Consider the following 18,257-nt stretch of genomic DNA (forward strand, 5'->3'; position numbering starts at 1 on the left):
GCGCCGCGAGGGAGGGACGACGGATGGCCGGCAATCTCACGGCGGGCGAACTGGATGCCGCGATCGAGGCGGGCGAGATCGACACCGTCATCGTCGGCTTCCCCGATGCGCAGGGGCGCCTCGTCGGCAAGCGCGTGTCGGCGCGCTTCTGGCGCGACGAAGTGCTGCCGCACGGCGCCGAGGCGTGCAACTACCTGCTATCGGTCGACGTGGACCTGAACACGGTCGACGGGTATGCGATGTCGAGCTGGGAGACCGGCTACGGCGACATGCTGCTGCGTCCCGATCTCTCGACGCTGCGGCGCCTGCCGTGGCAGCCGGGGACCGCGCTCGTGTTCGCCGACCTCGCGTGGGGACACGAGGGCGACGCCGTCGCGCCCTCGCCTCGCAGCATCCTGAACGCGCAGCGCGAGCGGCTGGCCACCGAGGGCCTGATCGCGTACGCCGGGACCGAGCTCGAGTTCATCGTGTTCGACGACTCCTACCGCGACGCGTGGGCCAAGCGCTACCAAGGGCTGACACCCTCGACCGACTACAACGTGGACTACAACCTCCTCGCCACGACGCGGCTCGAACCGCTGCTGCGCGACATCCGCGTCGGCATGGAGGGGGCGGGGCTGTACTGCGAGGGCGTGAAGGGCGAGTGCAACTTCGGGCAGCAGGAGATCGCGTTCCGCTACGCCGAGGTGCTCGAGACGGCCGACAACCACACGCTGTACAAGAACGGCGCGAAGGAGATCGCCGACCGGCACGGCAAGGCGCTCACGTTCATGGCGAAGTTCAACGAGCGCGAGGGCAACAGCTGCCACATCCACCTGTCGGTGCGGGGGCAGGACGGCGCCGCCGTCATGGCCGGCGACGGTCCGCACGGCTTCAGCCCGCTCATGGAGCACTGGATCGCCGGCGTGCTGGTGACCCTGCGCGAGTTCACGCTGCTGTACGCGCCCACGATCAACTCTTACAAGCGCTACGCGAAGGGCTCCTTCGCCCCGACCGGCGTCGCGTGGGGCATCGACAACCGCACGTGCGCGCTGCGGGTCGTCGGGCAAGGGTCGTCGCTGCGCGTGGAGAACCGCGTGCCCGGCGGCGACGTCAACCCCTACCTCGCGCTGTCGGCGATCATCGCCGGCGGACTGCACGGCGTGCGCAACGAGCTGCCGCTGCCGGCGCCCCTGACCGGCAACGCATACGACAACGACGTCGAGCACCTCCCGACCACCCTGCGCGAAGCGGCGGAGCTCTTCGCCGGCTCGACCGTCGCCCGTGAGGCGTTCGGAGACGAGGTCGTCGCGCACTATCTGAACCAGGCGCGCATCGAGGTCGAGGCCTTCGACGCCGCCGTGACCGACTGGGAGCGGATCCGTGGCTTCGAGCGGCTCTGACGCGACCGGGGTGCGCACGCCGGTCATCGGGCTCACGACCTACCTCGAGCGCGCGAAGCAGGGCGTGTGGGACGTGCGCGCGTCGTTCCTGCCCGAGCAGTACCTCGACGGCGTCACCTCGTCGGGCGGCGCCGCGGTGCTCCTGCCGCCGCAGGCGCGGCCGGATGCAGCCGCCCAGGTCGTGCTCGACGGTCTCGACGGGCTCGTGCTGACGGGCGGCCTTGACGTGCAGCCCGAGCTGTACGGCGCCGAGCGCCACCCGCTGACCGATCCGGCGCGCCCCGACCGCGACGCGTGGGAGCTGGCCCTCCTGCGCGGTGCGCGCGAGCGCGGGATGCCGGTCTTCGGCATCTGCCGCGGGCTGCAGCTCATCAACGTCGCCCTCGGCGGCACGCTGCACCAGCACCTTCCCGAAGCGCTCGGCACCGAGCGGTACCGCATCGGCGGCGGCGTCTTCGCCGAGAACACCGTGCGCGTCGAGGACGGCACGCGCCTGGCCGGGCTGGTGGGCGCGGGCGAGCTCGCCGTGCACAGCTACCACCACCAGGGCGTCGACCGCGTAGGTGACGGGCTCGTCGTCACGGCACGCACCGACGACGGACTCGTGCAGGCTTTCGAGACGCCCGACGCGTCGTACCTCGTCGCGGTGCAGTGGCACCCCGAGGAGAACTCCGCCGATCGCCGGCTGTTCGCGGGGCTCGTCGCCGCCGCATCCGCTTTCGCCGAGAGCCGTCAGGGGGTGCCGGCGTGAGCGCCTTCACGGTCGTGAACCCCGCCACCGGGCGGCCCATCCGCGACGTCGAGCTCGCGACCGAGGCGCAGGTCGACGACGCCGTGCGGCGTGCGCTCGCCGCGCAGCGCGCGTGGGCGGCCCTCGCCCCGGTCGCCCGCGCCGACGCGCTCCGCGCCTTCGCGGGGGTCGTCGAGGCGCACGTCGACGAGCTGGCCGCGCTCGAGGTCGCCAACTCCGGCCACCCGATCGGCTCGGCGCGCTGGGAGGCCGGTCACGTCGCGCAGGTGCTCAACTACTACGCCGGCGCGCCCGAGCGGCTGCTCGGCAGCCAGATCCCCGTCGCCGGCGGCATCGACGTCACCTTCCACGAGCCGTACGGGGTCGTGGGGATCATCGTGCCGTGGAACTTCCCCATGACGATCGCCGCATGGGGCTTCGCGCCGGCGCTCGCCGCGGGCAACGCGGTCGTGCTCAAGCCCGCCGAGCTGACGCCCCTCACCGCGCTGCGGCTCGGCGAGCTGGCCCGCGAAGCCGGCCTCCCCGACGACCTGTTCCAGGTGATCCCGGGCGCCGGGCCCGTCGTCGGCCGGCGCTTCACCACCCACCCCGACGTGCACATGGTCGTCTTCACGGGATCGACCGCGGTCGGCACGGAGGTCGCGGCCGAGTGCGCACGGATGCTGAAGCCGGTCACGCTCGAGCTCGGCGGCAAGAGCGCCAACATCGTCTTCGCCGACGCCGACCTCGAGGGCGCCGCCGCGAGCGCGCCCGCCGCGGTGTTCGACAACGCCGGGCAGGACTGTTGCGCGCGCAGCCGCATCCTCGTGCAGCGCAGCGTGTACGACCGGTTCCTCGAGCTCCTCGAGCCCGCCGTGCACGCGTGGCGCGTCGGCGATCCGGCGCTCGAGACGACCGAGATGGGCCCGCTCATCTCCGCCGGCCAGCGCGACCGCGTCGCCGGCTTCCTCGACGGCGTCGACGTCGCCTTCCGCGGCGCTGCGCCCGAGGGCGACGGCTTCTGGCTCGCCCCGACGGTCGTGCACGCGTCGCCGGGCGACCGCATCGCGCAGGAGGAGGTGTTCGGGCCGGTCGTCGCGGTCATGCCCTTCGAGGACGAGGCCGACGCCGTGCGCCTCGCGAACGACACGCGCTACGGGCTGGCCGGCTCCATCTGGACCGAGAACCTCGGGCGGGCCGTGCGCGTGTCGCGGGGCGTCCGCAGCGGCGTGCTGTCGGTGAACTCGCACTCTTCGGTGCGCTACGCCACGCCCTTCGGCGGCATGAAGGCCTCGGGACTCGGCCGGGAGCTCGGCCCCGACGCCGCCGAGCACTTCACTGAGACCAAGAACGTCTTCTACGCCACCGAAGGACAGGACACCGCATGACCATCGACCTCACTCAGCGCCTCGGCGGCCGCGTCGCCATCATCACCGGCGGGGCGAGCGGGATCGGGCTCGCCACGGCTCGCCGTTTCGCGGCCGAGGGTGCGCGCGTGGTGATCGCCGACCTCGACCCGGTCGCGGGCGAGCGTGCCGCCGCCGAGGTGGACGGCGTCTTCCGTCGCGTCGACGTCGCCGACGAGGCATCCGTGGATGCGCTGTTCGACGGCGTGGCCGCCGATCTCGGGTCCGTTGACATCGCGTTCAACAACGCCGGCATCTCCCCGGCCGACGACGACTCGATCGAGACGACCGAGCTGCCCGCGTGGGATCGCGTGCAGGACGTCAACCTCAAGAGCGTCTACCTGTGCTCCCGCGCGGCACTGCGCCACATGGTGCCCGTCGGCCGCGGGTCGATCATCAACACGGCGTCGTTCGTCGCGCTCCTGGGCTCGGCCACCTCGCAGATCAGCTACACCGCGTCGAAGGGCGGCGTGCTGGCGATGACCCGCGAGCTCGGCGTGCAGTTCGCCCGCCAGGGCATTCGCGTCAACGCGCTGTGCCCCGGGCCGGTCAACACCCCCCTGCTGCAAGAGCTGTTCGCGAAGGACCCCGAGCGCGCACAGCGCCGGCTCGTGCACGTGCCGATGGGGCGCTTCGCCGAGCCGGAGGAGCTCGCCGCGGCCGTCGCGTTCCTCGCCTCCGACGACGCGTCGTTCATCACGGCGACGGCGTTCGTCGTCGACGGCGGCATCACCAACGCGTACGTGACCCCGCTGTGAGCGGCGCGACGCGATGACCGAGGCGCCCCTCACCGACCTCCGCCGGGCCGTGTACCGGCCGGTGCGGCAGGGCAACGCGCTCGAGGACACCGTCGCGCGGCTGATCCAGACCGTGCGGCTCGGCGTCGTCGCGCCGGGGGAGTCGCTGCCCTCCGAGCGCGAGCTCGCCGCGCTGTACGGCGTCAGCCGCGATACCGTGCGCGAGGCGATCCGCGAGCTCGCCGACGCCGGCTACCTCGAGTCGCGCCGCGGCCGGTACGGCGGCACGTTCATCGCCGATCCGCCGCCCCGGCCCGCCGCGCCGCCGCGTGTGCCCGCCGCCGAGCTCGACGATGTGCTCGGGATGCGCCGGGTCATCGAGACCGGCGCAGCGCGCTTCGCCGCGGCGCGGACGCTGTCGCGCGCCGACCGCGACGCGCTCCGCGCGCGGTACGAGGCCGCCGCATCCGCCCCAGCCGACGACTATCGGCGCGCCGACACCCTCCTGCACCTCGCGATCGCCGAGCTCGCCGGCGTCCCGTCGCTCGTGCCGCTGGCGGTCGAGAACCGCGCGCGCATCAACGCGTGGCTCGACACGTTCCCGCTCCTGCCGCGCAACATCGAGCACTCCGACGCGCAGCACGAGCGGATCGTCGCGGCGATCCTGTCGGGTCGCGAGGATGCGGCGGCCGCGGCGGTCGCCGAGCACCTCGCCGGGTCGGAGGCGCTCCTGCGCGGGTTCCTCGGCTGAGGCGCGGGCGCGCACCGCGTTAGGGTCGAGGGATGGCCGGGAAGAAGGGGCGCAACGCGCCGGAGCTGGAGTTCCGCAACACCGCGCTGACGGATGCGCTGCAGACGCAGGACATGGCCGCCGTCGCGTTCGCCCTCCGCCACGGGCCCACCGTCGCGCCGCTCATGCGTCCGGCCGACCGCGACAATCCGCTCGACAAGGGCGAGATCTGGACGTACCGCGACCCGAACACCGGGGACGTGGCGCTGCTGCTGTTCAGCGACGCGGCCTTCAAGCCCGAGACGCTGCCGCCGCATGTCGCACTGCAGTCGCCGGCGTGGCTGCGCACGTTCGTGTCGGCGCACCGAGACGACATCACGACCGTGTTCTTCGACATCGCCGGACCGCACCCGATGCAGGCGTCGCCCGCCGATGTCCTCGCCGCACTCGAGGCCTGAGCCCCGGCGCGTGCGTTTGGCACGGGCGAAGCGCGGTGGCAGACTCGGCCGAATGGAGTACGCCATCACCGCGGCCGTGTGCGCCGCCGGACTGGTCCTTCCCGTCGTCCTCGGCCTCGCCGACTCGCGTCGCCGTCGCGCCGGAGCGCCTCGCCGCTGACCCGTCGCGTCCGCCCGGGGGCCGGTCAGAACTCGGGGATGTCGTCGCCGCGGCGCCGGCCCGCGCCGTGCACCTGCAGGTCGTCGAGCGCGTTGCGCAGCTTCTTCGACCGCGCGTCGAGCACAGTGTCGTAGCCGAGTCGCGTGGCCTCCGACAGTCGCTGCGCGGCCTGCGTCACGGGCCGGATCTCGCCCGTGAGCGTCAGCTCGCCGACGGCGGCCGTGCGGTGCGAGATCGTGCGGTGGTTCACGGCGTTGGCGACCGCGATCGCGATCGCGAGGTCGGCCGCGGGCTCGACCAGGCGCACGCCGCCGACGGTCGAGACGTAGACGTCCATCTCCGAGACCTTCACGCGCGCGCGCCGCTCCAGGATCGCCAGCACCATCGCGACGCGCGCGGCGTCGACGCCGTTGACCACGCGACGGGGGTTGGGCGCCTTCGTCTCGATCGTGAGCGCCTGCACCTCGACCGGGATCGCACGTCGGCCCTCGAGGGCGATCGTCACGCACGTGCCCGGCTCGGGGTCGCCGTGCCCGAGGAACAGGGCGCTCGGGTCGGGCACCTCGGCGATGCCCGACCCCGTCATGTCGAAGCATCCGACCTCGTCGGTGGGGCCGAACCGGTTCTTCAGCGCCCGCACGAACCGCAGCGACGTCTGCCGGTCGCCCTCGAAGTGGCACACGACGTCGACGAGGTGCTCGAGGATGCGGGGCCCCGCGATCGAGCCGTCCTTCGTGACGTGCCCCACGATGACGACGGGCAGGTCCCGCTCCTTCGCGACGCGGATGAGGGTCGAGGCGACCTCGCGCACCTGACTTGGATGACCCGCCACGCCGTCGCTGAGCGCGGAGGAGACCGTCTGCACCGAGTCGACGATGAGCAGCTCCGGCTGCACCTCGTCGATGTGCCCGAGGATCGTGGCGAGGTCGGTCTCGGCCGCGAGATACAGCTCGTCGTGCAGCGCCCCGGTGCGCTCGGCGCGCAGCCGCACCTGTGCGGTCGACTCCTCGCCGCTCGCGTACAGCACGCGTCGCCCGGCTCGCGCGCTCTGGGCGGCGACCTCGAGGAGCAGCGTCGACTTGCCGACGCCGGGTTCGCCGCTGAGGAGGATCGCCGCGCCGGGCACGATGCCGCCGCCGAGCACGCGGTCGAACTCGCCGACGCCGCTCGTGCGGCGCGGAGCATCCGCCGTGTCGATCTGCGTGATCGGGCGTGCCGAGCGTGACGCGGCGGGCGCGACCGGCGTGACGGTGCGCGTGATGCCGGTCTGCTCGCCGGCGTCGACGACCGTGCCCCACTGCTGGCACTCGCCGCAGCGGCCCACCCACTTCAGGGTCGTCCAGCCGCACTCGGTGCACCGGTAGGAGGTCGTGGCGGTGCGGCGGGCGGGCATGGTTCTCAGGCTACGCGCCGCCCCCGACATCGCCGCCGAGCGCGCCCGCTCAGCCGTCGATCGTGAGAATCGGGACGCCGCGGGAGTCCGGATGCGGAGCCCGCCCGAGCGCCGGCGCGAGCACCTCGTCGATCACGACCTCGACCACGTAGTGCGTCTCGCCGGCCAGCAGGTGACCGGCGACCGACGCGGCGCCGCGCGCCTTGTCTCCGAGCGCGACGTGCACGTGGGGGACGACCGTGCCGTCGGGGGAGGTCGTGACCGTGCCCGAGCCGATCCCCTCGGCGTAGGTCACCTCCACGGCGTCGACGAGCGGCGCTTCGGGATCGGCGACGGGACCCTCCGCGGCGATGAGGCGGGCGCGGCGGAACGCGCCGCTGAACGTTCCGATCACCGCCTGGACCACGCCGTGGTGGGCGCATGCCGTCGCGAGTGCGGCGAGCACGTCGTCGCCCGGCTCCAGCACGACGAGGAGCCGCCGACCCGTGGTGATCTCTGCGGTCCGCACGTTATACCTCCTACATGTTGACAAGATTCCGCATCCGGGCATGAGCGGCGATCCATCTTCGCCGGAGCTGCCCGGAAAAACGCCACCGTCGTGTTTCGATCCCGTAAAACGTGGCGACCGAAACCGTAACTTGTCGATATCCGCCCTCCCCGTCGCCGTAACGTGAAGAGGGGGCGAACCCGACGCCCCCTCTTCCCCCCTTTCACGAGGAGTCCCTGTGTCCGCGCGCCCCGCGTCCCTGTCCGGTCTCCCGCTGTGGGATGGCGACGCCGATCGCGGCCCGTCGACCATCGCGTGGCAGGCCGGACGGATCACAGACGTCGCGCCCGCGGCCGCCGCGTCCGCCGAGTACTCGATCGTGCCGGGGCTCATCGACACCCACGTGCACCTCGACTCGTCGGCCTCGTCGCGGCCCGGCGACTGGATGACGTGGCCGCTCATCACGCCCGCGTCTGAGCGCTCGCTGCACGTCGTCGCGCACGCCCGGCACGCGGCGGCGGCCGGCATCACGACCCTCCGCGACCTGTCGGGCAGCGACGTCCAGCTCTCCGCCGCCCGCGCGCTCGACGAGGGTCTCATCCCGGGCCCTCGCCTGCTGGTGCACGGCGCGGTGGGCATGACCGCGGGACACGGCGACCTGTTCGTGCCGCCGCACTACCCGCATCGCGCGCCGCTCGCGGACTCGCCCGACGAGTGCCGCAAGCTCGTCCGGCAGTGGGCGCGCTCGGGCGCCGACGGCATCAAGATCTTCACGAGCGGCGGCGTGCTCTCGATCGGCGACAAGGTCGGCTGGCGCAACCAGACGCCGCAGGAGATCGCCGCGACCGTCGACGAGGCGCACGCGCTCGGGATGCTCGTGGCGGCGCACACGCACACCGCCGAGGGCGTCGACATCGCTCTCGAGTTCGGGGTCGACTCGATCGAGCACGGCACGGGCATCGAGGAGCGCCACTGGGAGACGCTGCTGGAGCGCAACCTCCCCGTCGCGCCGACGCTCCTCATCAACGACGCAATCGCCGACCGCCGCATCCCGGTCAGCGACGACGCGGCCGAGAAGGCGCGCGCGGTCGTCGCCGAGCGCGACGCGAACTTCGCCGGCGCGGGTGCCGCCGGCATCCGCTTCGTCCTCGGCACCGACGCGAACGGCATCATGGTGCGCTTCGGCGACCAGCTCGAGGAGCTGCGCCTCATGAAGCGCGCGTTCGAGTGGACGAGCGAGCGCGCGATGCGCGCGGGCACCTCGGATGCGGCGGACGCGATCCGCCTCAGCGGCACCACCGGGCGGCTGCGTCCGGGCCTGGGTGCGGACTTCCTGGTCGTGCGCGGCCGGCCGTGGGAGGACATCGACGTCCTCGTTCCGGAGAACATCGTCGCCGTCGTGGCTCGTGGCGAGCTCATGGCCGGTGCCTTCCCCGACGACGTCACCCCCACAGCAGCCCACCCGGGCACGTAAGGAGATCCCGTGATCCACACCCGCTCCCGCGCCGCGCGCCGGGCCGCGGTGCCGGCCGTCGCCGGCGTCGCGCTGCTCGCGCTCGCCGGATGTGCCGCCGGCACCGCCGAGCAGTCGTCCACCCCTGCCGCCGACCAGCCGCAGGACATCGTCTTCGCGCTCAAGGAGGACCCGGCCTGCATCGACCCGCAGCAGACGTCGGTCACGACGTCGCTCATCGTCGGCCGGCAGCTCACCGACTCGCTCCTGGATCAGAACCCCGACACCGGTGAGATCGTGCCGTGGCTCGCGAGCGAGTGGGAGGTGAGCGACGACCTCACGTCGTACACCTTCACGCTGCGCGACGGCGTGACCTTCAGCGACGGCACGCCGCTGACCTCTGAGGTCGTCGCCGCGAACTTCGACGCCATCAAGGGGCTCGGCGCGGCCGCGTCGCTGGCCAACGGCTACCTCGCGGGCTACGCCGGCACCGAGGTGACCGACGACGCGCACTTCACCGTGAACTTCTCCGCGCCGAACGTGCAGTTCCAGCAGGGCGCCACGACCATGTCGCTGGGCATCCTGTCGGCCGACACCGTCGCGCAGCCCGCGGAGGCGCGCTGCGCCTCGATCGTGGGCACCGGTCCTTTCACACTCGACTCCTACACGCCCAACGACTCCGTCGAGATCGTGCGCCGCGACGGCTACGACTGGGCGTCCGAGCTCCGCGAGCACGAGGGCGAGGCCTACCTCGAGAAGGTGAGCTTCCCGATCATCACCGAGCCGAGCGTGCGCACCGGCGGCCTCGAGTCGGGCGAGTACGACGTCATCCAGGACCTGCCCTACGTCGACGAGCCGCGCTTCAGCACCCCCGACTACCGCCTGTACGCCAAGGCCAACCCGGGCGTTCCCAACTCGTTCGTCGTGAACACGAGCCGCGGCGTGCTCGCCGACGAGAAGGTGCGCCAGGCCGTGACCCAGGGCCTGGACCGCGACAAGATCAACGTGCTCGCCGGCTCGCAGAGCGGGAAGGCCCCCACGAGCGTGCTCACCTCGTCGACGCCCGGCTACACCGACCTCGGCGACGTGCTCGCGTACGACCCGGACGGCGCGAAGGACCTGCTCGAGGACGACGGCTGGACGCTCGGCTCCGACGGCATCTACGCCAAGGACGGGCAGCGGCTGAGCTTCACGGTCACCGCGTTCTACGCGCAGGACGTGCTCGAGGCCGCGCAGATCCAGCTGAAGGACGTCGGCATCGACCTGCAGCTGAAGATGGTCTCTTCGGGCGACTTCTTCGGTGCGATCGCCTCGGGCGACTACGACGCGCTCGGCGCGGGCCTCACGCGCACCGACCCCGACGCCCTCCGCACGCTCCTGTCGACGGCGTCGCCGTCGCGCTGGGGCATCGTCGACGACCCCGAGCTGGAGTCGCTCCTGCAGGAGCAGTCGCAGACGGCGGATGCGGCGGCGCGTCAGAAGCTCGTCGACGAGATCCAGAGCATCGTGGCCGAGAAGGCGTACGTCATCCCGACGCTCGAGACCGTACAGCTGCACGCCTCGCGCGTCGGCGTCGACGGCGTCACGTTCGATTCCGCCTCGCGTCTGCACCTCTACGACGCGCGGGTGGTCTCGGACTGATGGCCCAGCCGGAGCAGCGCGCGGCATCCGCGCGAACGGGAGGGGCGGCCGCGGTCGCCCGCTTCCTCCTCCCGAAGATCGCTCAGTGCGTCTTCGTGGTGTGGGCGACGTACACCGTCGCGTTCGTGCTGATCCACGCGCTGCCCGGCGACCCCGTCCTCGCCGCGCTGTCGCTGCGCGGTGGGGACGCCACCTCCACCGACCCGGCCGAGCTGCAGGCGCTGCGCGAGCGCTACGGCCTGGACGGCCCGCCGTGGCAGCAGTACCTGACTGGGCTCGTGGCCCTCGTGCGCGGCGACCTCGGCATCTCCATCGCGACCGGCCAGCCCGTCGTGGACATGGTCGGTCGCGCGTTCCCCAACACCGCCGCCGTCGCCGTCTTCGCCCTCATCCTCGGCTTCGTGGGCGCGCTGGCCTTCACGGTGTGGGCGTACGTCGCCCGCTTGGCATGGCTGCGCGGCGTCGTCACGCAGATTCCGCCGCTCGGCATCGCGACCCCCGCCTTCCTCACCGGGCTCGTGCTGATCAGCGTGTTCTCGTTCGGACTCGGCTGGTTCCCCGCATCCGGCAGCACCGGCTTCGCGAGCATCGTGCTGCCGGGCATCACGCTCGCCCTCCCGACCGGTGCGATCTTCTTCCAGGTGTTCTCCGCGGCCGTGTTCGACGCCGGCGCGAGCCCGTTCGTCTTCACCGCGAATGCGAAGGGCCTCGCGCAGCGCACGGTCGTCGTGCGGCACGTGCTGCGCAACGCCCTGCTCCCCTCGATCACGATCATCGGCCTGCAGATCGGCTACCTCGCTGGAGGCACCGCGGTCGTGGAGACCGTCTTCTCGCGCGACGGCATCGGCCGCCTCACGGTGGACGCCGTTCTCGCGCGCGACATCAACGTCGTCATGGGCGTCGTGGTCGTCGTCTCGGTCGTCTACGCCGTCGTCACGCTCGTGGTCGACGGCCTGTACGGCGTCATCGACCCGCGCACGCGCACACGCCTGACCGACGGCCGCCGCCGCCCGCGCGCGGCCGTCGCGGAGGTCGCCGGATGAGCCTCCTCCGCAAGCCCGGGCTCATCGTCTCGGCGCTGTTCCTCGCGCTCGTCGTCGCGGCGATCCTCGCGCCGCCGCTGCTGGCGCCGTACGACCCCTACGACTCGGTCGGCTCGGCGCGTCTCGCACCGCCGAGCGCCGAGCACCTCTTCGGCACCGACCACCTCGCCCGCGACGTCTTCTCGCGCGTCGTCTACGGCGCGCAGCTGTCGGTCTCGGCCGCCGTCCTCGCGGTCGTCGCCGGCGCGCTCATCGGCTCGATCGTGGGACTGGTCACGGGCTACGTCGGCGGCCCGGTCGACTTCGTCGTCATGCGCTTCGTCGATGTGCTCATCGCGATCCCCGGCATCCTGCTCGCCCTCATCGTCGTCGCCTCGCTCGGGTTCGGGCCGCTGTCGATCGCGCTCGGTGTGGGTCTCGGGGCCGCGGGGTCGTTCGCCCGCGTCATGCGTGCGCAGGTGCTGCGCGTGCGCGGCGAGGAGTACGTCGAAGCCGCGCGCACCCTGGGAGCGCGGGGGCCGGCCGTGCTGGTCCGACATGTCCTGCCCAACGCGGCGCGCCCGGTCGTCGCGATGGCCTCGCTCGAGCTGGCCCTCGCGATCCTGTCGGTGTCGGCGCTGAGCTTCCTCGGCTTCGGCGCGCAGCCGCCCGCGCCGGAGTGGGGTGCCCTCGTGTCGGCGGGCCGCGACTACGTCGCGATCGCGCCATGGCTGAGCATCCTTCCCGGCGCCGTGATCCTCGCGGTCGTGCTCGCCGTCAACCGCGTCGCCCGATCGGTGGGAGGGGAGCGATGAGCGCTCTGCTGGAGGTGCGCGGCCTGCGCGTCGACTACGGCCGCGGCGCGCGCGCCCACCCTGCCCTCCGCGGCGTCGACCTCGACGTCGCCCCCGGCGAGATCGTCGCGATCGTCGGCGAGTCCGGCTCGGGCAAGAGCACCCTCGCGCACGCGATCGTGCGGCTGCTGCCGGATGCGGCACGCCTGCGCGGCGGGGAGATCCGCTTCGGCGGCAGCGACCTGGTGCGCACCGCCACGGTCGCGCTCCGCCGCATCCGAGGCAAGCGGATCGGCTTCGTGCCGCAGGATCCCTCGCACAGCCTCAACCCGCTCATGCGGGTGGGCGAGCAGATCGCCGAGACCCTCCAGCGGCATCGGGGGCTCACGCGCGCCGACGCGCACGCGCGCGCGGTCGAGATCATCGACGAGGTCGGGGTGCCCGACGCCGCCGTGCGTGCCCGGCAGTACCCGCACGAGCTGTCGGGGGGTCTGCGTCAGCGCATCCTCATCGGCATCGCGTGGTCGTGCGAACCCGAGCTCGTGATCGCGGACGAGCCCACAAGCGCCCTCGACGCCACCGTCCAGCGTCACGTGCTCGACCGGATGCAGGCGCTCGCCGCCTCCCACGGCACGGCCGTGCTGCTGGTCACACACGACCTCGCGGTCGCGTCGGACCGCGCCGACCGCATCGTCGTGGTGAACCGCGGCGAGATCGTCGAGACCGGACGCGCCGCCGACGTGCTGGCCGCGCCGCAGCATCCGTACACGCAGCGCCTCGTCGCCGCCGCGCCCGGCCTGCACAGCGAGCGATTGCGCCCCCGTGCCGACGTCGTGGCGCGCGAGATCCCGGCGACCGACGCGCCGCTCCTCGAGGTGACCGGCCTGTCGAAGACATACCGCTCCGGCGGCGCGGAGATCGCCGCCGTCGACGCGGTCGAGTTCGCCGTGCCGCGCGGGTCGACGTTCTCCCTGGTCGGCGAGTCCGGGTCGGGCAAGAGCACCACCGCGCGAATGATCGCGCGCATCGTCGAGGCCGACGCGGGATCCGTCGTGTTCGACGGCCGCGACATCCTGCCCGTGCGCGGGGGAGCGCTGCGCGAGCTGCGCCGCCGCATCCAGGTCGTCTACCAGAATCCGTTCGGCTCGCTCGACCCGCGCATGAGCGTCGAGCGCATCATCGCCGAGCCGCTGCAGGCGTTCGGCGTGCCGCGGGCGCAGCGTCGCGCGAGCGCGCGCGAGCTGCTCGCGGACGTCGGGCTCGCCCCCGAGCTGCTGCGCCGCCGGCCGGCAGAGCTGTCGGGCGGTCAGCGGCAGCGCGTCGCGATCGCGCGGGCGATCGCCCTGCGACCCGAGCTCATCGTGCTGGACGAGCCGGTGTCGGCGCTCGACGTGTCTGTGCAGGAGCAGGTGCTCCAGCTGCTCGTCGACCTGCAGGCCGAGCACGGGCTGACGTACCTCTTCATCTCGCACGACCTCGGCGTCATCCGCCAGATCTCCGACCACGTCGCCGTCATGCGGCGCGGCCGGATCGTCGAGCAGGGCCCGGTCGCGCAGATCTTCGGCAGCCCCGCCCACGCCTACACGCAGGAGCTCCTGGGCGCGATCCCCGGCACGCGCGCCCGCTGACCCGGCGCACGAGACCGGGCTAGATCCGGGCTCCATCCGGGCTCGATCCAGGCTCGATCCAGGCTCGATCCAGGCTCCATCCGCGCTCGAGAGCGGGCGAATCGGCCGGAATCAGTACGAATCAGCGCCGAACGTACTGCATTCGGCCGATTCGCCTGTTTCTGCGCGCGGACCCGCGCGTCAGCGGAGGGCGGACAGGATGCGGCGGACGATCGCCGCGCTCTCGGCGGCGACGTGCGCCAGGATCCGCTCGCCCTTGTCCGCGGTCGCCGGCCGCGGGTCGCCGAACACGCCGCTGCGCGACAGCGGGGCGAGCGCCATCTGCCGCAGCCCGAAGTCGGCGGGCATCTCGGGATACTCGGGTGCCAGCCGGTCGCCGCGCACGAGGCCCGGCGCGATTGCGAGCACCATCGACGTCTCGATCTCGTCGGCGTGGCAGAGGCCCGGCGCCGCCCACGGCGTCTCCTTGACCTCGTCACCGATCTCGACGAGGCCCGGATAGTCGAGCACGACGACCGGCATGCCGCCCCGCGCCGCACTCGCCTCCGCCGCCCGCTGCAGGGGCACGCGATTGCCGAAGTCGCCGTTGACGACCACGAGCAGCGCGAAGCCCATGCGCTCGACGGATGCCGCCGCATCCGCGCACACGGACGCCACCGTGTCGGCGGCCAGCGACACCGTGCCGGGCAGCGCCTCGTTGCTCCACGTGTTGCCGAGTGGGATCGCCGGGAGCAGCGCGGCGTCGAGGTCGGCGGCGAGGCGTCGCGCGAGCTCGCCGGCCTGCAGGGTATCCGTCGACAGCGGCAGGTGCGGGCCGTGCTGCTCGAGCGCGCCGAACGGAAGCACCGCGACACGGGGGCCGGCCTCAAGGAACGCGGCGACGTCTGTCCAGGTCGCGTGGGCGAGTTCCAGCATCCCGGATCAGCCCCGCAGGCTCGCGGCGACCGTGCTCAGCGCGTCGGCGGAGCGGCGCAGCAGCATGAGCTCGTCGTCGGAGAACGTCGTGCCGCGGATCGGCACCGCCCCCGACGCGCTCACGAGCGACGGCACCGACAGCGCGACCCCCTCGATGCCGTGGAAGTCGTGGAGCACGGTCGACACCGGCATGACGGCGTGCTCGTCGCGCAGGATCGCCTCCACGATCCGGGCGCTCGACAGGCCGATCGCGTAGTTCGTGGCGCCCTTCCCGCGGATGACGCGGTACGCCGCGTTCCGCACCTCGACGGCGATCGCATCCAGCTCCTCGCGGGTCATCCGCGGGTGCCCAGGTGCCTCCCATTCCAGGATCGGGACGGTGCCGATCGTCGCGCGCGACCACAGCGGGAACTCGGTGTCACCGTGCTCGCCGACGATGTGCGCGTGCACGCTCGCCGTGGCGACGCCCGCCCGCCGGGCCAGCTGCCAGCGCAGCCGGGACGTGTCGAGGACCGTGCCGGAGGCGAAGATGCGCTCGACGGGCAGGTTCGTCGCCTCCTGCGCGAGCACCGTCAGCACGTCGCACGGGTTCGTCACGATGACGTAGATCGCGTCGGGGGCGACTTCGAGCAGTTCGGGCATCATCGTGCGGATGATGCGGGCATTGGTCTCGGCGAGCTCGATGCGCGTCTGGCCGGGGTTCTGCTTCGCGCCCGCCGTGATGACGACGACGTGCGACCCGGCGGCGACGGCGATGTCGCTCCCGCCGACGATATCGCTCGTGCCCGTGAACTGCGTGCCGTGCGCGAGGTCGAGCACTTCGGCCTCGACCTTCTCCGTCGCGATGTCGTACAGCGCGACGTGGCGCGCGGACCCGCGGATGAGTGCGGCGTAGGCCGTGCTCGATCCGACGCTCCCCGCACCCACGACGGTCACCTTCGAGTTCTCGATCACGCTCATGCCGTCATCCTCCCGCGTCGGCCCGTGCGTGCGCACCGCGGTGTCTCGACGCCGAAGCATCGCGGGCTGCGGTCGCCGGTTCGCGCGTGCGCGCGGCGTGTCGTAAACTGGTCGGCGGTGACGTGTCCGAGCGGCCGAAGGTGCAACTCTCGAAAAGTTGTGTAGGGTAACCCCCTACCGTGGGTTCAAATCCCACCGTCACCGCCAGCTGAGAAGCCCCGCGACCCCCTGGAAACACTGGGATCGCGGGGCTTCTGTTTTGGGTCGCGAAGAGCGCAGGCTGAACGTGGACAAGGCGCGCCTGCGCTCGGAGCGTCCGAGTTCCACTCGCGGTCGTCCGGCGCGTGCGAGAACAGGGACGGGACGGAGCGCCCTCGACGTGTCCCCCGAATGGGCGACAGCGGAGCCACGCGTCGCGGGTCCATAGTTGTCCACGTAAAGGTCGCGACCACCGGTAGCGCAGGGGGTGAGCATCGTGCGTTCGGGATCACGAGCCCTCGCGCGAGCCGGCGAGGACGCGGGGATCGAACGAGATCGATCGCTGCGTCGCGCACGTCCGCACCGGGGGCTGCGGGGTGACTCTCTCCCGCCCGGGGAGCAGGAGTGAGGATGCCCCATGCTCGCGGTGGAGACGACCTCGATAGGGATCCATCCGGCCCCGCACGTGTCGCTGCTGGACGGTCCGAGCGTCACGCAGGGCGGCCTGCGCATCGCCGTGCCCGAGGGGAGCAAGCGCCTCGTCGCGTTCCTCGCGCTGCATTCCGGGCCGGTCGATCGCATGTTCGTCGCCTGCAGCCTGTGGCCGGACGGTTCGGATGAGCGTGCGTCCGGCAATCTCCGCACGGCGCTGTGGCGGCTGCGCGGAGCCGGCATCACGGTGGTCGAATCCGAAGCGCACAGCGTCCGGCTGAGCGAGGATGCGGTGGTGGACGTCGCGGTGCTCTGTGCATGGGCCGACCGCGTGATCCTCGGGTCCTCGAGCCCGCCCGACCTCGCCGTGCCGCCGCAGCTCGTGACCGCGGTGGACCTGCTCCCGGGGTGGTACGAGGATTGGGTCGCGTTCGAGCGCGAGGCGATCCGTCAGCGCATGCTGCACGCCCTCGAGTCCCTCGCGGCGGGTCTCGCCGGCTACGGCCGGCCGGCCGATGCGATCGAGGCGGCCATGGCCGCGGTCCGCATCGAGCCGCTCCGCGAGAGTGCGCACCGGACGCTCGCTTCCGTACACCTGGAGGAGGGGAACGTGTTCGAGGCGGTCCGGGTGTTCCGCGACTACCGCGGCAGAGTGCGCCGCGAGCTCGGTGCCGAGCCGTCCGCTCGATTCGCCGACCTGCTGCGGCCGCACGTCGCGGGACGGGTGCTCGCCGCGAACTGACGGCGCGTCGTGCTCGCGCGCGCGGCCGGTGACGCCGCAGTGGCGTTTCGGTGACGCGGCCGGGTGCACGCTTCGCTCATGACGGGGGCCGTCGCATGAGATTCGTCGATCGCGCTGTGCTGCGCCTGCTCGGGGCCGAAGAGCTCGACGCGCTGCTCACCGACGCCGTCGGTCGCGCGCTGCTGGATGCCGCCTACGTCTTCGACAATCTCGCGGTGGGCGATGTCTCCGACGTCCAGGCCCGAGTGTCGATAGTGACGCCGGAGGTCGTCGGGGCGCGCCAGGTGTCGATCGTCGCGCGTGAGGCGACGAGCGCTCGGGAGTGGCAGTGGACGGGTGAGCTCGGCGAACGGACGGATGCCGGCGTCCACGCGCTGCTCGATGTCACGGTGACGGCGGCGTCACGCGGGGTGGTCACGGAGGTGACCGACGTCGAGGTCGAGGACCTCGCAGGACTTCGGTCGGCGCTCGCCGCGGCGGCCGACTTCGACGCCGCGCTCGCGGCCGTGAGCGCGCGCATGCCGCAGTCGGAATCCGCTGGACTGGCCGAAGCGCTGCGGCGCCGCGGAGTCACCGACCTCGACTCGCTGCGCGCGAGCTTCGCCTCGCCGCGCGAGCCCTCCCGGCTGGTCGTGACGCTCGTGAGCGACGCCACGACGGCCCCGAGTCCTCGCGCGTTCCGCATGACCGTGCTCGCCCGCGCCATCGACGAGCTCGCGACGGGACTCGTCGACGCCGTGGCCGCCTTCGCGCACGGTCGGCGCGGCGTCGGGCACCTCCTCGACCCGCCTCTGGAGCCCCGCGGCGCCCGGCTGCGCGTCGACTTCCCCGCGCTCTTGCTCTTCCCGGTCGCCGCCCTCGACGACGTCGACCTCCCGCTCGTCGCCGGGCAGAACCCAGCGAACGACACCCAGCGGCGCGCGAGCCGGCTCGCCGAGCTCACCACGCGCCTCCGCGCCGCCGGGATCGTCCCGCTGGCCGTCTGACTC

At 72.6% G+C, this 18,257-nt stretch carries 17 protein-coding genes and 1 tRNA gene; 14 read left to right on the plus strand and 4 right to left on the minus strand.

What is annotated here, in order from left to right:
- Positions 1 to 23: 23 nt before the first annotated feature.
- The 6 genes from EI169_RS01555 to EI169_RS01580 are packed head-to-tail and all read left to right on the plus strand — an operon-like array spanning position 24 to position 5,443.
- The gene (locus EI169_RS01555) at positions 24 to 1,382 is read left to right on the plus strand and encodes a glutamine synthetase family protein (protein WP_125130356.1); all 1,359 of its coding nucleotides are present in this window, start codon (positions 24 to 26) and stop codon (positions 1,380 to 1,382) included.
- The gene (locus EI169_RS01560; protein WP_125130358.1) at positions 1,363 to 2,133 is read left to right on the plus strand and encodes a gamma-glutamyl-gamma-aminobutyrate hydrolase family protein; all 771 of its coding nucleotides are present in this window, start codon (positions 1,363 to 1,365) and stop codon (positions 2,131 to 2,133) included. Before EI169_RS01555 ends, EI169_RS01560 begins: the two co-directional genes overlap by 20 nt.
- Positions 2,130 to 3,500: an aldehyde dehydrogenase family protein gene (locus EI169_RS01565; protein WP_125130360.1), complete on the plus strand. Its 1,371-nt coding sequence runs from the start codon at positions 2,130 to 2,132 to the stop codon at positions 3,498 to 3,500. The genes EI169_RS01560 and EI169_RS01565 overlap by 4 nt, the downstream gene beginning before the upstream one ends.
- Positions 3,497 to 4,276, plus strand: a complete 780-nt coding sequence (locus EI169_RS01570) for a 3-oxoacyl-ACP reductase (protein WP_125130362.1) — start codon at positions 3,497 to 3,499, stop codon at positions 4,274 to 4,276. Before EI169_RS01565 ends, EI169_RS01570 begins: the two co-directional genes overlap by 4 nt.
- A gap of 13 nt (positions 4,277 to 4,289) precedes the next feature.
- On the plus strand, positions 4,290 to 5,006 hold the full coding sequence (locus EI169_RS01575; protein WP_125130364.1) for a GntR family transcriptional regulator: 717 nt from the start codon (positions 4,290 to 4,292) through the stop codon (positions 5,004 to 5,006).
- Between the two features lie 32 nt (positions 5,007 to 5,038).
- Positions 5,039 to 5,443, plus strand: a complete 405-nt coding sequence (locus EI169_RS01580; RefSeq protein WP_125130366.1) for a dehydrogenase — start codon at positions 5,039 to 5,041, stop codon at positions 5,441 to 5,443.
- 185 nt (positions 5,444 to 5,628) lie between these two features.
- Here EI169_RS01580 and radA read toward each other — a convergent pair whose 3' ends face one another.
- Entirely contained in the window at positions 5,629 to 6,996 is a 1,368-nt protein-coding gene (radA, locus tag EI169_RS01585) for a DNA repair protein RadA (protein WP_125130368.1), read from the minus strand.
- 49 nt (positions 6,997 to 7,045) lie between these two features.
- The gene (locus tag EI169_RS16485; protein WP_164515400.1) at positions 7,046 to 7,504 is read right to left on the minus strand and encodes a DUF296 domain-containing protein; all 459 of its coding nucleotides are present in this window, start codon (positions 7,502 to 7,504) and stop codon (positions 7,046 to 7,048) included.
- A gap of 217 nt (positions 7,505 to 7,721) precedes the next feature.
- On the opposite strand from EI169_RS16485, the gene EI169_RS01595 reads away from it, so the two are divergent.
- The 5 genes from EI169_RS01595 to EI169_RS01615 are packed head-to-tail and all read left to right on the plus strand — an operon-like array spanning position 7,722 to position 14,021.
- Positions 7,722 to 8,957 carry an amidohydrolase family protein gene (locus tag EI169_RS01595; RefSeq protein ID WP_125130372.1) on the plus strand — a complete coding sequence of 412 codons (1,236 nt, stop codon included), beginning with the start codon at positions 7,722 to 7,724 and terminating at the stop codon, positions 8,955 to 8,957.
- A 9-nt stretch (positions 8,958 to 8,966) separates the two neighbouring features.
- On the plus strand, positions 8,967 to 10,577 hold the full coding sequence (locus EI169_RS01600; RefSeq protein WP_125130374.1) for an ABC transporter substrate-binding protein: 1,611 nt from the start codon (positions 8,967 to 8,969) through the stop codon (positions 10,575 to 10,577).
- Positions 10,577 to 11,620, plus strand: coding sequence for an ABC transporter permease (locus EI169_RS01605; protein WP_125130375.1), 1,044 nt, complete (start codon positions 10,577 to 10,579; stop codon positions 11,618 to 11,620). The genes EI169_RS01600 and EI169_RS01605 overlap by 1 nt, the downstream gene beginning before the upstream one ends.
- Positions 11,617 to 12,414, plus strand: coding sequence for an ABC transporter permease (locus tag EI169_RS01610; RefSeq protein ID WP_125130377.1), 798 nt, complete (start codon positions 11,617 to 11,619; stop codon positions 12,412 to 12,414). Before EI169_RS01605 ends, EI169_RS01610 begins: the two co-directional genes overlap by 4 nt.
- Entirely contained in the window at positions 12,411 to 14,021 is a 1,611-nt protein-coding gene (locus EI169_RS01615; RefSeq protein ID WP_125130379.1) for an ABC transporter ATP-binding protein, read from the plus strand. The genes EI169_RS01610 and EI169_RS01615 overlap by 4 nt, the downstream gene beginning before the upstream one ends.
- Before the next feature lie 180 nt (positions 14,022 to 14,201).
- Here EI169_RS01615 and EI169_RS01620 read toward each other — a convergent pair whose 3' ends face one another.
- Entirely contained in the window at positions 14,202 to 14,936 is a 735-nt protein-coding gene (locus EI169_RS01620) for a creatininase family protein (RefSeq protein ID WP_125130381.1), read from the minus strand.
- A gap of 6 nt (positions 14,937 to 14,942) precedes the next feature.
- Positions 14,943 to 15,896 carry an L-lactate dehydrogenase gene (locus EI169_RS01625; protein ID WP_125130384.1) on the minus strand — a complete coding sequence of 318 codons (954 nt, stop codon included), beginning with the start codon at positions 15,894 to 15,896 and terminating at the stop codon, positions 14,943 to 14,945.
- 116 nt (positions 15,897 to 16,012) lie between these two features.
- Between EI169_RS01625 and EI169_RS01630 the strand changes: the two genes are divergently transcribed.
- The 3 genes from EI169_RS01630 (at position 16,013) to EI169_RS01640 (ending at position 18,254) form a co-directional block, all read left to right on the plus strand.
- Positions 16,013 to 16,103: transfer RNA gene (locus EI169_RS01630), tRNA-Ser, on the plus strand.
- A 409-nt stretch (positions 16,104 to 16,512) separates the two neighbouring features.
- Positions 16,513 to 17,268: a BTAD domain-containing putative transcriptional regulator gene (locus EI169_RS01635; protein WP_125130386.1), complete on the plus strand. Its 756-nt coding sequence runs from the start codon at positions 16,513 to 16,515 to the stop codon at positions 17,266 to 17,268.
- Positions 17,269 to 17,363: 95 nt separating this feature from the next.
- On the plus strand, positions 17,364 to 18,254 hold the full coding sequence (locus EI169_RS01640; RefSeq protein WP_125130387.1) for a hypothetical protein: 891 nt from the start codon (positions 17,364 to 17,366) through the stop codon (positions 18,252 to 18,254).
- The last annotated feature ends 3 nt before the right edge of the window (positions 18,255 to 18,257 follow it).

The organism is Microbacterium sp. 10M-3C3, assembly GCF_003931875.1.
Taxonomy (GTDB): Bacteria; Actinomycetota; Actinomycetes; order Actinomycetales; family Microbacteriaceae; genus Microbacterium.

Excerpts from the sequence above, each read along its gene's own strand:
- EI169_RS01555 (WP_125130356.1), top strand. The coding sequence starts at position 24 with ATGGCCGGCAATCTCACGGCGGGCGAACTGGATGCCGCGATCGAGGCG.
- EI169_RS01570 (WP_125130362.1), top strand. The coding sequence starts at position 3,497 with ATGACCATCGACCTCACTCAGCGCCTCGGCGGCCGCGTCGCCATCATC.
- EI169_RS01575 (WP_125130364.1), top strand. The coding sequence starts at position 4,290 with ATGACCGAGGCGCCCCTCACCGACCTCCGCCGGGCCGTGTACCGGCCG.
- EI169_RS01580 (WP_125130366.1), top strand. The coding sequence starts at position 5,039 with ATGGCCGGGAAGAAGGGGCGCAACGCGCCGGAGCTGGAGTTCCGCAAC.
- radA (WP_125130368.1), bottom strand. The coding sequence starts at position 6,996 with ATGCCCGCCCGCCGCACCGCCACGACCTCCTACCGGTGCACCGAGTGC.
- EI169_RS01605 (WP_125130375.1), top strand. The coding sequence starts at position 10,577 with ATGGCCCAGCCGGAGCAGCGCGCGGCATCCGCGCGAACGGGAGGGGCG.
- EI169_RS01610 (WP_125130377.1), top strand. The coding sequence starts at position 11,617 with ATGAGCCTCCTCCGCAAGCCCGGGCTCATCGTCTCGGCGCTGTTCCTC.
- EI169_RS01615 (WP_125130379.1), top strand. The coding sequence starts at position 12,411 with ATGAGCGCTCTGCTGGAGGTGCGCGGCCTGCGCGTCGACTACGGCCGC.
- EI169_RS01620 (WP_125130381.1), bottom strand. The coding sequence starts at position 14,936 with ATGCTGGAACTCGCCCACGCGACCTGGACAGACGTCGCCGCGTTCCTT.
- EI169_RS01625 (WP_125130384.1), bottom strand. The coding sequence starts at position 15,896 with ATGAGCGTGATCGAGAACTCGAAGGTGACCGTCGTGGGTGCGGGGAGC.
- EI169_RS01635 (WP_125130386.1), top strand. The coding sequence starts at position 16,513 with ATGCTCGCGGTGGAGACGACCTCGATAGGGATCCATCCGGCCCCGCAC.
- EI169_RS01640 (WP_125130387.1), top strand. The coding sequence starts at position 17,364 with ATGAGATTCGTCGATCGCGCTGTGCTGCGCCTGCTCGGGGCCGAAGAG.